Consider the following 13,926-nt stretch of genomic DNA (forward strand, 5'->3'; position numbering starts at 1 on the left):
GGTTCAGGCGTGAACCCGTGCGTCAGTGCCCGACGAAGGAGTGTGCAGCGATGGCCGTGAGTTGGGCGAAGAGGATCGCTGTCACGGAACCCGCCCCGAAACCCGTCCGCTACGCCCGTTATCTGGCGCCGCACTGGCAGGGTCTGCTCCGGGTGGACAGCGAGAACGGGATCGGCATCGTGCCGGCCGTCGCGTTCTTCGGTGTGCTCGCCTCGGTCCTTTTCGGCGCGGGCGGCGCGGGGGTGGCGCTGCTGGTCGACGTGGCCATGGACCGCGACCACATGGCGCGCGCCTGGGTGGCGTTCGACCTCGTGATGGCCGTGGCACTCTCCTTCTCGTACTGGCTCGTGGGCCGGTACGGCCTGCGGTTCTACGACACCGACCCCGCCACCAACGACCTGTGGCGGCTGATCACCGTCGCCAACACCGCCTGGCGGTCGCTGCCCCGGGCGCACCGTACGGCCCAGAGGCCGCGGCTGCGTGCCGTGAACACCGCCGCCCGCATCCTGCTGGCCGACCCCGCGGACACCCGTACGCACCAGATGCTGCACGCGCACGCGGACGTCCTGCGGCACCTGGCCACCACGGTTCTCGCGGACACCCAGCAGGAGCAGCCGCCGGAGCTGCCCACCGCGTACGCGTCGCGCACCGCCGATCCGCTTCCCCTCGCCGAGCCCGGCGCCGCGCAGGCGACCTCGCTGGAGCGGGCCCCCTCCATCCCCGGCCAGCAGTGAGTCCGGCGCTCCGGCCGCGCCGCGCGGGTGCCGGACGCCTTTCCTGCGTGCTGTTCCGGTCGTTGCTGGTGCGCGCAGCCGGAACGGCGGAGTGCGGCCGCCGGGGATCCGGCCTCGTGGGCGGTGCGTACCCGGACCGGGGCCGGGACCTGACCTTGGCCGGGTCTGGTGGCCGTACCGTCGCGCCCCGGGGAGCGGGCTCCTAGGGTGGGACGCCGGAACCGGAACTCTTTCCGTCCGCTCCCCAGGAGGTTCCCGTGAGCGTCAGCGCCAAGGGCACGTACCTGATCAAGAACGTGAGCAGCGGCCTGTACCTGACCGTCAAGGGTCACACCAAACAGTCCCCCGCGGGCATCGTCCAGGAGCGGCTGCACGACTGGCCGCAGCGGGCCGCCCAGGCGTGGCGGCTGGAGTCCGCGCCGGGCGGCGAACTCACCTTCCGGCTGCAGAATCAGCACAGCGGCGGGTACCTCCAGGTCCGCAGGTGTGCGAAGGACCAGGGCGCTCCCCTGGTCCAGGAACACCTGGAGGAGAACACCCCGGCGTACCGGAGCCAGACGTGGCAGTTCGTCGAGGAGGACCCGTACCGGATCTCCAACCTGCACAGCGGCCTGTGGATGAACGTGCGCGACGGCTCCGCCGCCGCCGGTACGGTCGTCGACCAGTCGACGGAGAACACCGGCGCCTACCGCCCCGCCGAGCAGTGGACCTTCGAGCCGGTCGAGGCGCGCGGCGGTGACCCGGTCTTCGACGCGCTGTCCGGGCTGCTGGTGGAGCCGGGCGGCGGCATCATCTCGACCGTCACGCACGTCTTCAAGGCGTCGCTGGAGGCCGCCGGGGGTGTCTTCGGCACCGTCGCCAAGTACGTGCCGGGCGACACCACTCCGTTCGTACGGTTCGACGGCTTCCGCGGCGACGAGGTCATCCGGTTCTCCTCGCGCAACCGCGTCGAGGCGGGGCCGCGGAAGATCAGTACGCAGTTCCCGCACCTGCCCAAGGAGTTCCACGGCGGCTTCGACTTCGTCACCCGGGCGCCGCGGCACAGCGACCGGACCTGGCTCGGGGTCAAGGGTGACCTGACGGTCGCCTTCTCGGACAAGGACAACGACGGCATCGACCGGACCGAGGAGTACTTCCCGTCCCGGGAGCTGGAGCCGTACGGCAAGGTGCTGGAGGCGACGCCCGCGCGGCCCGACGACTCGCAGTACCTGCTGTTCTGCGAGCAGGCCACGGTGCTGATCGACGGCCGGTTCCGGGCGCCGGACCTGCGCGAGGTGCAGCCGATGCCGATGGGCCAGCTGCCCAAGGGCTGGCAGAGCCCGGACGCGGTCGCCTCCGCCACCGTGGGCGACGAGGTGCACTTCTTCGCCACCAAGGGCGGCGAGTACACCGTCTTCACCCTGCGCGACCTCATCCAGGGGCCCGCGCCGGTCCTGAACGCCTATCCGTTCCTGCTGGGGCTGTGGGCGTAGCGGCAGCACCGCGCGCGGCCGGGTGGCCGGCTGTCTCCGTCCGGTCACCCGGCACTGCCCGCAGTCGTCGTGCCGCGGGCGGGCCGCGGTAACTGCGCGACGGCGGCTGTGCCCAGCCGGCCCGACGCGCCCGGTCCCGCGCCCGCGGACCGTCAGGTGAGGTCGAACTCGCCCTCGCGGGCGCCGAGGACGAATCCGCGCCACTCGGCCGGTGTGAAGACCAGCGCGGGCACTTCCGGAGTACGCCGGTTGCGCATCGCGATCCAGCCCTCGACGAAGGCGACCTGGACGTCGCCCATCCCCTGGCTGCTCGACTGCCACGCGGCGCCGGCCAGGTCCGGCTCCGGCCTCGTCCCGTCCGCGAGCCGCTGTTCGATGATGCCCTCGGCCACGTCGCTGCTCCTCCCGGTTAGGCGTCGCGGTCAGCCTAGTCACCGCGTCCGGTGTCGGACAGGGTGCGCCTCAGGTGGCGGGCGGTTCGTCGCCCACGAGCCACATCGAGAAGAACTGGGAGCCGCCGCCGTAGGCGTGCCCCAGTGCCCGGCGCGCGCCGGGGACCTGGTGTTCTCCCGCCTGCCCCCGCACCTGGAGGGCCGCCTCGGCGAAGCGGATCATGCCGGAGGCGCCGATGGGATTGGCGGAGAGCACCCCTCCGGAAGGGTTGACGGGCAGGTCGCCGTCGAGTTCCGTCACGCCGGATTCGGTGAGCTTCCAGCCCTCGCCCGGCGCGGCGAAGCCCAGGTTCTCCAGCCACATCGGCTCGTACCAGCTGAAGGGCACGTACATCTCCACCGCGTCGATCTCCCGGCGCGGGTCCGTGATCCCGGCCCGCCGGTACACCGCCGCGGCGCAGTCCCGGCCCGCCTGCGGGGAGACGAAGTCCTTGCCCGCGAAGAGCGTCGGTTCGCTGCGCATCGCCCCGCCGTGCACCCAGGCGGCGGGCCGGGGCGCCCGGCGCGCGCCCGCGCGGCCGGTCAGGACCATCGCGCAGGCGCCGTCGGAGGACGGGCAGGTCTCGGAGTAGCGGACCGGGTCCCAGAGCATCGGGGACGCCTGGACCTTCTCCAGGGTGATGTCGTGCTCGTGGAGGTGGGCGTACGGGTTCTTCAGCGCGTTGCGGCGGTCCTTGTACGCGACCAGGGAGCCGACCGCGGCGGGCGCGCCCGTACGCCGCATGTACGCGCGGACGTGCGGGGCGAAGAAGCCGCCCGCACCGGCCAGCAGCGGCTGCTGGAAGGGGACCGGGAGCGACAGTCCCCACATCGCGTTGGACTCGGACTGCTTCTCGAAGGCCAGGGTCAGGACGGTGCGGTGCACGCGGGCGGCCACGAGGTCGGCCGCGACCAGGGCGGTGGAGCCGCCGACGGAGCCCGCGGTGTGCACCCGCAGCATGGGTTTGCCGACCGCGCCGAGCGCGTCGGCGAGGTACAGCTCGGGCATCATCACGCCCTCGAAGAAGTCGGGGGCCTTGCCGATGACGACGGCGTCGATGTCCTGCCAGGTCAGCTCGGCGTCATCGAGGGCCCGCAGCGCGGCCTCGCGGACGAGCCCGGCCAGCGAGACGTCGCGGCGGGCGGCGACGTGCCGGGTCTGGCCGATGCCGACGACGGCGACGGGTTCCTTGGCCACCGCGGCTTCTCGGGACACCGCGGTCCCGGGCACTCCGGCCTTGCTCATCGCGGCTCTCCTTCGAGTACGGCGACCAGGTTCTGCTGGAGGCAGGGCCCTGAAGTGGCGTGGGCCAGCGCCCGCGTCGACTCGCCGCGCCGGACGCGGAGCGCGGCCTCGCCGATCCGGATCAGGCCGGTGGCCATCATGGGGTTCGCGGCGAGCGCGCCGCCGGACGGGGTGACGCGCACCCCGTCGTCGAGCCGCAGCGCCTTGCGGAGCACGACTTCCTGCGAGGTGAAGGGCGCGTGCAGTTCGGCGGTGTCCACGGGCCGTTCGAAGGCTCCGGCGCGCTCGGCGGCCAGCCGGGCGGACGGCGAGTCGGTGAGGTCCCGTACGCCGAGTGCGTGGGCTTCGATGCGGTGGTCCATGCCGCGGATCCAGGCGGGCCGGTCGCACAGCCGCCGCGCGGTGTCGCCCGCGGCGAGGACCACGGCGGCGGCGCCGTCGGTGACGGGAGGGCAGTCGCCGGTACGGAGCGGCCGGACGACGTACGGGCCGTGCGGCGCGGAGTCGCCGGGCCGGGCGTGCGGGCCGGCCGCCGCGTCGGCGCGGCTGCGCGCCGCGATCCCGGCCAGTGCCGCTTCGTCCGTGTCGCCCGCGTCGATGAGGGCCTGGGCCTGGAGTGCGGCCAGGGAGACGGAGTCGGGCCACAGGGGCGCCAAGTAGTACGGGTCGAGCTGGCGGGTGAGGACGTCGCGGACGTCGCCGGACGAGGACGTGCCGTACGCGTACACGAGCGCGGTCTCGGCGTCGCCGGTCAGCAGCTTGACCCAGGCCTCGTACAGCGCCCAGGCGCCGTCCGTCTCGACGTGCGACTCGGCGATGGGCGGCCAGGCGCCGACGCTGTCCAGCGCCATGGTGAAGGAGAAGGCCCGCCCGGCCAGGTAGTCCGACGACCCCGAGCAGGTGAAGTCGATCTCCCCGGCTCGCAGGCCCGCCTGGCCCAGGGCGTCCTGGAGCACCGGGAGCAGCAGTTCGGCTTCGGAGACCCCGGCGGTGTCGCGGGTGTCATCGCTCCGGGCGAAGGCGACGACCGCGATCTCACGCGCCGGCGCGGCCGGTCCGGGGGTCGCGGCCGGTCCGGGGGCCGCAGCTGGTTCCGTGGTCCCGGCCGGTCCGGGGGTCGCGGGCATCAGACCAGCTCCTTGTAGCTGTCGTAACCGGCGTCGGGTTCGCCGGTGGGCCGGTAGTGGTCCGGGAAGCGGCCGTCGTCGCGCCACACCGGCTCCACCCGCAGGCCCATGCGCACCTCGTCGTACGGGATGCCGCCGATGCGCGCGTGCAGGGCCAGGTCCGCGCCGTCCAGGGCGATGTGCGCGTACACGTACGGGACCTTGATGTCGAGGTTCTTCGCCTTGATGTTGACGATGCAGAAGGTGGTGACCGTCCCCCTGGGGCCCACCTCGACCTGGTCGCGGGTGGCCACGCCGCAGGTGGGGCAGGCGCCGCGGGGCGGTACGTAGACCTTCAGGCAGGACGGGCAGCGTTCGCCGACGGTGCGGCGCTCGGCGAGGGCGGCGAGGTAGCGGGACTGGGCGCGGCCGGGTGAGTGCGTGTAGTCGAGGCGGGCGGGGGTGGTGATGCCGGTGACGGGGTCGCTGAACTCGCCGCTGTGCGGCGCGGCCTCCCCCGTCGCACCGCCCTCGTACGGCTCGCCCTCGTACGGCTCGAAGCACGCGATGTCGGTGATGGCCCCGGTGCGCTCCGCCGCCCACCGGACGCGTACCCGCATTCCGGTGCGCACGGCCTCCGGCCCGGGGGCGTCCAGGGCGTGCAGCAGCGCGGTGTCCGCGCCGTCGAGGCGGACCAGCGCCCAGGCGAACGGCGTGGCCAGGGGCTGGTGGGGGCGGGGGGCCGGGTTCCAGGCCCAGGTGGTGACGGTGCCGGTGCTGCCGACCTCGACGAGGTCGCGCAGCTCCGCCGCGGTGACCGGGTCGTACTCGGCGGGCGGTACCAGCACCCGTCCTTCCACGGTCCGGACGCCGAGCACGACGCGCTCGCGCAGCCCGGTGAGGAAAGCGCTCTGTACGGGCCCGAGGGACCGGGTGAAGGGGAACTCCACCACGAGCGGCGCCGTGAGCGCTTCGGGGACGTCGGCGGTGCGGGAGGTCTGGGACATACGGGCTCCTCGCTTCCGTACGGGGTCGGGCGCGCCGGACGTACGGGGTCAGGCGCGCCGGAAGACGGGCGGGCGCTTCTCCGCGAAGGCCCGGGAGCCCTCTTTCGCGTCGGCGGTGCCGAAGACGGGCCAGCCGCGTTCCAGCTCCGCTTTCAGCCCCTCCTCCTCGGTCATGGAGGCGGTCTCGTAGACGGACGCCTTGACCGCTTCGACGGCGAGCGGGCCGCACGCGTTGATCTGCGCGGCGATCTCCAGCGCCTTGCCGAGCGCCTCGCCGTCCGGCACCACGTGCCCGATCAGCCCGATGCCCGCGGCCTCCCCGGCGGTGTACGGGCGGCCGGTGAGCAGCATCTCCAGGGCGTGGGTGCGCGGGATCTGGCGGGCGAGGCGGACGGTGGAGCCGCCGATGGGGAACAGTCCGCGCCGTACCTCGAAGAGGCCGAACGTGGCGCTCCGCCCGGCCACCCGGATGTCGGTGCCCTGGAGAATCTCCGTGCCGCCGGCGACGCAGGGGCCTTCGACGGCGGCGATGACGGGCTTGCGCGGGCGGTGGTGGCGCAGCATCGCCTTCCAGTGCAGGTCGGGGTCGGCCTGCAGGCGCTCGCGGTACTGCTCGCCGTCCATGCCCCGGCCTGCCAGCGCCTTGAGGTCCATGCCGGCGCAGAAGGCGCCGCCCGCGCCGGTGAGCACGACCGAGCGCACGGTGTCGTCCTCGTCGGCCGCGGTCCAGCCGTCGTACAGGCCCACCAGCATCGGCAGCGAGAGCGCGTTCTTCGCCTCCGGCCGGTCGAGTGTGAGCACCAGGGTCGCGCCGTCGCGTGTCACGGTCAGATGTTCGGTCCCGCCCATGCGTCCTCCTGTCCGTACGGCCGCGGGCCGTGCCCACCGCCGCCCGTGGGCCGCCCGTGGGCCACCCGTCCGCCCGGGAACGTAGAACAGGTTGCAGTAGCCGGGTGACTACTTCAAGGGTTTTCTGACAGTCAGTCAGTTTCCGTTGCCGCGCCCCTTCCCCCGTCCGTCGCGCGGCGCTCTAATGACCGCCAGACCGACGCCGCCGCCCGTTCTGGAGGAGACGTGGAATACAACCTCGCCGATCTGTTCGAGTCGGTCGTCGACACGGTTCCCGGACGCGAGGCGCTGGTGTTCCTCGACCATCCGGGCACGGGCGCGGAGCGCCGCCTGACGTACGCCGAGCTGGACCGCGCCGCCAACCGGCTCGCCCACCACCTGCGCGACCACGGCGTCACCCCGGGCTCCCACGTCGGCCTGCACCTCTACAACGGCGTCGAGTACCTCCAGACCCTCTACGCCTGCCTGAAGATCCGCGCCGTACCGGTCAACGTCAACTACCGCTACGTCGAGGACGAACTGGCCTACCTCTACCGGGACGCCGACCTCGTCGCCCTCGTCTTCGACGCGGAGTTCACCGGCCGGGTCGCCGCCGCCCTGCCGCGCGCGGACCGGCTGCGCCACCTCGTACGGGTGGGGGAACCGCCCGCGGACGCCCCGGAGCCCCGCATCGCGCCGGTGCCGTTCCCGGACGCCGAGGCGTCCGGCTCACCCGGCCGGGACTTCGCCCCGCGCTCCGGCGGCGACCGGCTCGTCATCTACACCGGCGGCACCACCGGGATGCCGAAGGGCGTGCTGTGGCGGCACGAGGACATCTTCTTCTCCGGCATGGGCGGCGGCGCGCCGACCGGCGACCCCGTACGACGCCCCGAAGAGCTGGCCGCCCGCGTCTTCGCCGGCGGGGAAGGGCTCGTCTTCTTCCCCACGCCGCCGCTGATGCACGGCACCTCCACCCTCACCGCCTTCATCGCCTTCCACTTCGGCCAGAAGGTGGTCCTGCACCGCAAGTTCGTGCCGGAGGAGGTGCTGCGCACCATCGAACGCGAGAAGGTGACCAGCGTCTCGCTGGTCGGCGACGCGATGCTGCGCCCGCTCGCGGACGCGCTGGCGGGCCCGCTCAAGGGCACGGACTGCTCCTCCCTGTTCAGCGTCAGCAGCTCCGGGGCGATCCTCTCGGAGACCGTACGGGCCCAGTTCGCCGCGCTCGTGCCGGGCGCGCTGCTCCTCAACAACTTCGGCTCCTCCGAGTCGGGCTTCAACGGCACCGCCACCGAGGACGCGGGACCGGACCGGGGCTTCCGGTTACGCGTCAACGCGCACACGGCGGTGGTCGACCCGGCCTCCCCCGCGCACGCACGGGTGGCGGCGGGCGAGGTGGGGCGGCTCGCGCTGCGCGGGCACGTACCGCTCGGCTACTACAACGACCCGCGCAAGACCGCCGAGACGTTCTTCGAGGCGGACGGCGAGCGGTGGGTGCTGCTCGGCGACATGGCGACCGTCGACGAGACGGGCATCGTCACCGTCCTCGGCCGGGGCTCGCAGTGCATCAACTCCGGAGGCGAGAAGGTGTACCCGGAGGAGGTCGAGCAGGCGCTGAAGGCGCACCCGGACGTGTACGACGCGCTGGTGGCCGGGGTTGCGGACGAGCGTTGGGGCAGCCGGGTCGCCGCGGTCGTCCAGCTCCGCGACGGGGCCGCGCCGCTGGGGCTGAAGGCGGTGCAGGAGCACTGCCGTACGCGGCTGGCCGGATACAAGATCCCGCGTTCGGTCGTCTTCGCCGAGCACATCCAGCGCTCCCCGAGCGGCAAGGCGGACTACCGGTGGGCGAAGGCGGTGGCTTCCGGCGCCGGTACGCCCTGAGGCACGGACCCCGCGGTTTCCCCCGGGTTCCGGTGGGCGCGGGCTCCGTGGAACACGGCTCCCGCGTGGCGCGGGCCGGGCTCCGGCCGCCGCCCCGACGGCGGCCGGAGCCCTTGACCGGCTGGTTCAGGCGCTACGGCGGTGGCGGCGCGGCCCACACACCCGGAAACCGGTGTGCGCCGCGCCGGGCCGGGGTATGACGGAGAGATTCTTCGGCATGCGGGTTCTCCTGATTGGGAAGAAGGGGACATCCGCACGGTTGCCCGGCCCCCGCGCAAGGTCGACAACCGGTCCGCTCCCTTCACCCGCTTGGCACACGCCGCGCCGCCCGAACAGAGCAAGCCGGGGCCCGCGCGAAGGGTGGGAAGGGGCCCGGCGGCGGTTCTAACCTGAAGCATGGACTTCGACGGCGTGGAGCTCGGTGACGCCCCCTCCGGGACGCACGGTATCCGGGTACGGCTCGACCCCGCGGAGCGCGATCCCCGCTCCGCCACGGCCTCCCTCTGCGCGGCGGGTCCCGTGGTGCCCGTCCTGCTTCCGGGCGGGGTGTCGGCCTGGCTGGTGACCGGCCATCAGGCCGGGCGGACGGTGCTGGCCGACAGCCGCTTCGTCAAGGACATCGGCGCCTGGCGCGCCTGGCGCAGCGGGGAGGTTCCGCGCTCCTGGCCGCTGGCGCCGCTGCTGACCGTCGCCAACATGACCACCGCGACGGCGGGCGACCACACCCGGCTCCGCGCGCCGCTGGCCCGCGCGTTCACCGCGCGCCGCGTGGAGCAGCTCGCGCCGCGCGTCGGGGAGCTGGCCGGAGAGCTGCTGGACGGCCTCGCCGCGGTACGGCCCGGGGAACCCGTCGAGCTGCGGGCCCGCTACGCCCTTCCGCTGCCGATACAGGTCATCTGCGAGCTGTTCGGCGTGCCCGACAGCCGACGCGCCCGGCTGCGGTCGCTGTGCGGGGCCCTGTTCGGCCCCCCGTCGGGCCCGTCCGAGGCGCTGACCGTGCACCGTGAGCTGCGCGCCGTGCTCGCCGGTCTCCTCGACGCGAAGCGGGACCGGCCCGGGGACGACCTGACGAGTGCGCTCGTGGCCCCCGGCAGCCACACGCTCAGCGGGGCCGAACTCGTCGACACGCTGCTGCTGATGATCGTGGCCGGTCATGAGACCACCGTGAACCTGCTGGTCAACGCCGTACACGCGCTGCTGACCCACCCCGGCCAGCTCGCCCTCGCCCGCAGCGGGCAGGTGCCCTGGAGCGCGGTGGTCGAAGAGGCGCTGCGCTGGGACCCGCCGGTCGCCCACTTCCCGTTCCGCTACGCGCTGTGCGACGTGGACGTGGCCGGCCGGACCATCCGCGCGGGCGATCCGGTGATGCTCTCGTACACCGCGTTCGGCCGCGATCCGCAGCAGCACGGGCCCGATGCCGGGCGCTTCGACATCACCCGCTCCCCCAACCGCCATCTCACCTTCGGGCACGGCATCCACCACTGCCTCGGCGCGCCGCTGGCCCGGCTGGAAGCGGGCGTCGCCCTGCCCGCGCTCTTCGAGCGCTTCCCTGGCCTTCGCCTGCACGATCCGGAACAGCCGCCCGCCCGCCGACCGTCCCTGGTCTTCAACGGCTTCGGCGAACTGCCGGTCCTCCTGGCACCGCCCGGCGGCCCGCCGGGGCCGCCCCGCCCGCGCGACGGATCATGACGCCGGGGCCCGGTCCGCGCTGCCGCACACGGACCGTACGGACCGGGCCAGCGCCACGGTGTGCAGGACGTCCAGGTGCCGCTCGTGGCGTACGTGCACGGTGGCGCCTGCCAGGGAGCGGAGGCAGCCCGGCGACGTCCGTGCCGCTCCGGACGCGGCGATGGCCCGTACCAGCGCGTCGTTGACGCGGTTGATCTCCTTGCGCACCTCACCGAGGTCCGGCCGCCCGGCCGGGACCTGCGCGGGGTCAGCGGCCCACCGGCGGTGCAGGCCGCGCTGCACGGCCTTGTTCGCCTCGATCTGGTCCCGGAAGATCCGCGACGTCCACCGCGGGTCGGTGCCCAGCTCAACCGCCCGCCGCGCGACCGCGTCCAGCACCTGCCGCTCGCGCGCCGGGTCGTCGACAGGGCTGCCGGTTCCCCACTTCGCGGCGGCCACCAGGTCGGCGGTGGCGAGGCGTTGGGCGGACAGGACGGCGAGCGGGCGCAGCGCTTCCGCCTTCGGGGGCGCGGGGGCGGGTACCGGTACGGGTGCGGGTGCGGCCTGTGCCGTCGCGGGTGCCGGTAGGGCGGTGAGGAGGACGGCGGCGACCGCGGCCGTGGCCGCGGTCAGCAGGCGGCGCAGGGGAGTTCGCGCGTTCGGTGACATCATCAGCCCTCCGGCCGGTCGCTGGTCGTCGCCGCTGGCCGTCGCCGCTGTCGTCGCCGGACGGCCCGTACCTCTGTGCGGTACGGCGCACCCTGCGCGCACCGCTGCCCGCCCGGCCACGTTACGGCCCGGCGGGCAGCGGCGGCGGTGACGCCTGGGATAGGGGGGGCACTTGACGCGGAACGGTGGGGCCGGAGCGGCGCGGTGCGATGTGGCCCGGCCCGTGCGGTTCCGCTCCGGTCGGTTCCGCTCCAGTCGGTTCCGCTCCGGTCTGTCGCGCTCCGGTCAGTCGCGGTCCGACACGCCGGTGACGCCCACGTTGGCGTTCTTGGCGAGGCCGTCGACCGGGAACAGGAACCCGCTCTTCGAGGGCATTTCGACAGCGGGGCGGGGGCCCTGCCCGTCGCCCGTGTCGGCGTGGGCCACGGCGGGCAGCACCGCGCCGGACAGGGCCGCAGCGGCGAGGAGGCCGGACGCCGCGCGCAGGGTCGTACGAAGTGATGTACGCATGATGTTCCTTTCGAGGGTTGCGCGGTCAGCGCACCACGGAGAAAGGACACCGTCGCGGCATTGGGCCGACCGTGGGCGAGCCCGGACTCCCCCGTGCGGCGGCGTGCGGCGGCCCGTGCCCGGCTCGCACCGGCCCTCAGGGCCCGGGAACGACGAACGTCCGGACCGCGTCGAGGAACTCCAGAGGACGCTCCTCGTGGACGAGATGGCCCGCCCCCTCCACCGTGACCAGACGGCAGTCCGGGATGCGCTCGGCCATGTCCTGGAGCTGTTGCTGCGGGATGTGGCTGGTGGGGCCACCGGCTATCACCAGGGTCGGTGCGGTGATCTTCGCCAGACCGTCCCACCACGCGGGGTCCGGCGCGTTGCGCTGCGCCACCACGGCCACCTTGGCCTGCCAGTCGAACACCGGCGGACCCGGCGGCGGACTCGGGACCTCCTGCGGCGGGGACGCCGGGAGAGGCGGGGCGGCCTCCTCCAGGACCAGCCGTTCCACCAGCTCCGGCCGGTCGGCGGCCAGCAGCAGCGCGGCGAGCGCGCCGAGGGAGTGGCCGATGAGCGTCACGGGACCCAGCCGCAGCTCCCGCAGGAACCCGGCCACGTCGTCGCGCCACTGCTCGAAGCCGTACTCCCCCGGCCAGTCGCTGTGCCCGTGCCCCCGCAGATCCAGCGCGTACACCCGGTGGGTGGTGGCGAGCTGGCCGACCACGCCGCGCCAGTCCTCGCCGTCCTCGCCGAGGCAGTGCAGCAGCACCGCCGGGGGCGCGTCCGCGTCGCCCCAGCACCGGTACGCCAGACGGACACCACCGACCTGCACTTTCCGAACATCGCCCATGTGCTCGAAGCTACCCATGAGGGACTTCGCCACGCCTCTTGACGCGTTCGCCGCCCGCTGATTACTTGGAGCGCACTCGGCTACCGAATGATCGGTAGGGACATGGAACGGTGACGGACATGCCGGATGCGCGCAGCAGGGGCGGGGAGACGGGCCCGGTCGCGGGAGCGGAAGAGGACGGCCCGGCCACGGCTCCGGCCGCGCCTGCCGCCCCGGACGCGGCCTGGGCCGGAGCCGTGGCCCCGGACACGGCCGACACGGTCGACGCGGTGCGGCGGATGTCCGCCGAGGAGCTGCGGGCCCGGCAACTGGAGCGGCTGCGCGCCTCGTTGCGGCACGCGTACGAGAACGTGCCGTTCTACCGGCACTCCTTCGACCGGGCCGGAGTGCACCCCGAGGACTGCCGTTCGCTCGCGGACCTGGCCCGCTTCCCCTTCACCGTGAAGGACGACCTGCGGGCCAACTACCCCTTCGGCATGTTCGCCGTGCCGCAGGACGCGGTCCGGCGCATCCACGCCTCCAGCGGTACGACGGGCCGCCCGACGGTCGTCGGCTACACCGAGCGCGACCTGTCCGTCTGGGCCGGCGTCGTCGCCCGCTCGATCCACGCGGCGGGCGGGCGGCCGGGCCACAAGGTGCACATCGCGTACGGATACGGCCTGTTCACCGGCGGTCTCGGCGCGCACTACGGCGCCGAACGGCTCGGCTGTACGGTCGTCCCGGCCTCCGGGGGCATGACCGCCCGGCAGGTGCAGATCATCCGGGATTTCCGGCCCGAGATCATCATGGTCACGCCGTCCTACATGCTCACCCTCCTCGACGAGTTCGAACGGCAGGGCATCGATCCGCGGACCACCTCCCTGAAGACCGGGATATTCGGCGCGGAGCCGTGGACGGAGGAGATGCGCCGCGAGATCGAGGAGCGCTTCGCGATCGACGCGGTCGACATATACGGCCTCTCGGAGGTCATGGGCCCCGGTGTCGCGCAGGAGTGCGTGGAGACCAAGGACGGGCTGCACATCTGGGAGGACCACTTCTATCCGGAGGTGGTCGACCCGCTCACCGGCGCCCCGCTGCCGGACGGTGAGCCCGGGGAACTGGTCTTCACCTCGCTGACCAAGGAGGCCATGCCGGTGGTCCGCTACCGCACCCGGGATCTGACCCGGCTGCTGCCCGGCACCGCCTGCCCCGCCTTCCGCCGGATGGAGAAGATCACCGGACGCTGCGACGACATGATCATCCTGCGGGGCGTGAACCTCTTCCCGGCCCAGGTCGAGGAGATCGTGCTGCGCACCCCGGGGGTCGCGCCGCACTTCCAGCTGCGGCTGACCCGGGAAGGCCGGATGGACCACCTGACCGTACGGGCGGAAGCGCGGCCGGACGCGACCCCGGAGGAGCGGACGGCCGCCGTCGGCCACATCGCCCGTGGCGTCAAGGACGGCATCGGCGTCTCGGTCGCCGTCGACATCGTCGACCCCGAAACGCTGGAACGCTCCCTGGGCAAACTCAAGCGCATCGTCGACGCCCGCGACTGACCGG

At 73.5% G+C, this 13,926-nt stretch carries 13 protein-coding genes; 5 read left to right on the forward strand and 8 right to left on the reverse strand.

Annotated elements, in window-relative coordinates; translation table 11 throughout:
• Nucleotides 1-50: 50 nt before the first annotated feature.
• Both A6A06_RS35120 and A6A06_RS35125 read left to right on the forward strand, forming a co-directional pair.
• A complete protein-coding gene (locus A6A06_RS35120) occupies nucleotides 51-734 on the forward strand; it encodes a hypothetical protein (RefSeq protein ID WP_073767358.1) in 684 nt (227 codons plus the stop codon).
• Nucleotides 735-991: 257 nt separating this feature from the next.
• Complete coding sequence (locus A6A06_RS35125) at nucleotides 992-2,206, forward strand: RICIN domain-containing protein (protein WP_073767360.1); 1,215 nt, start codon at nucleotides 992-994, stop codon at nucleotides 2,204-2,206.
• Nucleotides 2,207-2,358: 152 nt separating this feature from the next.
• Here A6A06_RS35125 and A6A06_RS35130 read toward each other — a convergent pair whose 3' ends face one another.
• The 5 genes from A6A06_RS35130 to A6A06_RS35150 all read right to left on the reverse strand — a co-directional run bounded on the left by A6A06_RS35130 (nucleotide 2,359) and on the right by A6A06_RS35150 (nucleotide 6,845).
• Complete coding sequence (locus tag A6A06_RS35130) at nucleotides 2,359-2,598, reverse strand: DUF397 domain-containing protein (protein WP_073767362.1); 240 nt, start codon at nucleotides 2,596-2,598, stop codon at nucleotides 2,359-2,361.
• Nucleotides 2,599-2,668: 70 nt separating this feature from the next.
• The gene (locus A6A06_RS35135; RefSeq protein ID WP_073768283.1) at nucleotides 2,669-3,835 is read right to left on the reverse strand and encodes a thiolase domain-containing protein; all 1,167 of its coding nucleotides are present in this window, start codon (nucleotides 3,833-3,835) and stop codon (nucleotides 2,669-2,671) included.
• 44 nt (nucleotides 3,836-3,879) lie between these two features.
• The gene (locus A6A06_RS35140) at nucleotides 3,880-5,010 is read right to left on the reverse strand and encodes a thiolase domain-containing protein (protein ID WP_079194584.1); all 1,131 of its coding nucleotides are present in this window, start codon (nucleotides 5,008-5,010) and stop codon (nucleotides 3,880-3,882) included.
• On the reverse strand, nucleotides 5,010-5,996 hold the full coding sequence (locus A6A06_RS35145; protein ID WP_073767364.1) for a Zn-ribbon domain-containing OB-fold protein: 987 nt from the start codon (nucleotides 5,994-5,996) through the stop codon (nucleotides 5,010-5,012). Before A6A06_RS35145 ends, A6A06_RS35140 begins: the two co-directional genes overlap by 1 nt.
• A 48-nt stretch (nucleotides 5,997-6,044) precedes the next feature.
• Entirely contained in the window at nucleotides 6,045-6,845 is an 801-nt protein-coding gene (locus A6A06_RS35150) for a crotonase/enoyl-CoA hydratase family protein (RefSeq protein ID WP_073767366.1), read from the reverse strand.
• A gap of 225 nt (nucleotides 6,846-7,070) precedes the next feature.
• On the opposite strand from A6A06_RS35150, the gene A6A06_RS35155 reads away from it, so the two are divergent.
• Both A6A06_RS35155 and A6A06_RS35160 read left to right on the forward strand, forming a co-directional pair.
• Entirely contained in the window at nucleotides 7,071-8,705 is a 1,635-nt protein-coding gene (locus A6A06_RS35155; RefSeq protein WP_073767368.1) for an acyl-CoA synthetase, read from the forward strand.
• A 396-nt stretch (nucleotides 8,706-9,101) separates the two neighbouring features.
• A complete protein-coding gene (locus tag A6A06_RS35160) occupies nucleotides 9,102-10,394 on the forward strand; it encodes a cytochrome P450 family protein (RefSeq protein WP_073767370.1) in 1,293 nt (430 codons plus the stop codon).
• On the opposite strand, the gene A6A06_RS35165 is transcribed toward A6A06_RS35160, so the two are convergent.
• The 3 genes from A6A06_RS35165 to A6A06_RS35175 form a co-directional block, all read right to left on the reverse strand.
• Complete coding sequence (locus A6A06_RS35165) at nucleotides 10,389-11,042, reverse strand: chorismate mutase (RefSeq protein ID WP_073768285.1); 654 nt, start codon at nucleotides 11,040-11,042, stop codon at nucleotides 10,389-10,391. The two genes, A6A06_RS35160 and A6A06_RS35165, sit on opposite strands and share 6 nt — an antisense overlap.
• A 285-nt stretch (nucleotides 11,043-11,327) precedes the next feature.
• Entirely contained in the window at nucleotides 11,328-11,552 is a 225-nt protein-coding gene (locus tag A6A06_RS35170; RefSeq protein ID WP_073767372.1) for a hypothetical protein, read from the reverse strand.
• 136 nt (nucleotides 11,553-11,688) lie between these two features.
• The gene (locus A6A06_RS35175; protein WP_073768287.1) at nucleotides 11,689-12,387 is read right to left on the reverse strand and encodes an alpha/beta fold hydrolase; all 699 of its coding nucleotides are present in this window, start codon (nucleotides 12,385-12,387) and stop codon (nucleotides 11,689-11,691) included.
• Nucleotides 12,388-12,665: 278 nt separating this feature from the next.
• Here A6A06_RS35175 and paaK point away from each other — a divergent pair, with 278 nt between their 5' ends.
• Nucleotides 12,666-13,922 carry a phenylacetate--CoA ligase PaaK gene (gene paaK, locus A6A06_RS35180; RefSeq protein WP_073768288.1) on the forward strand — a complete coding sequence of 419 codons (1,257 nt, stop codon included), beginning with the start codon at nucleotides 12,666-12,668 and terminating at the stop codon, nucleotides 13,920-13,922.
• Nucleotides 13,923-13,926: the final 4 nt, after the last annotated feature.

Origin of the sequence: Streptomyces sp. CB02923 (assembly GCF_001905005.1) — a bacterium.
Lineage (GTDB): Bacteria > Actinomycetota > Actinomycetes > Streptomycetales > Streptomycetaceae > Streptomyces.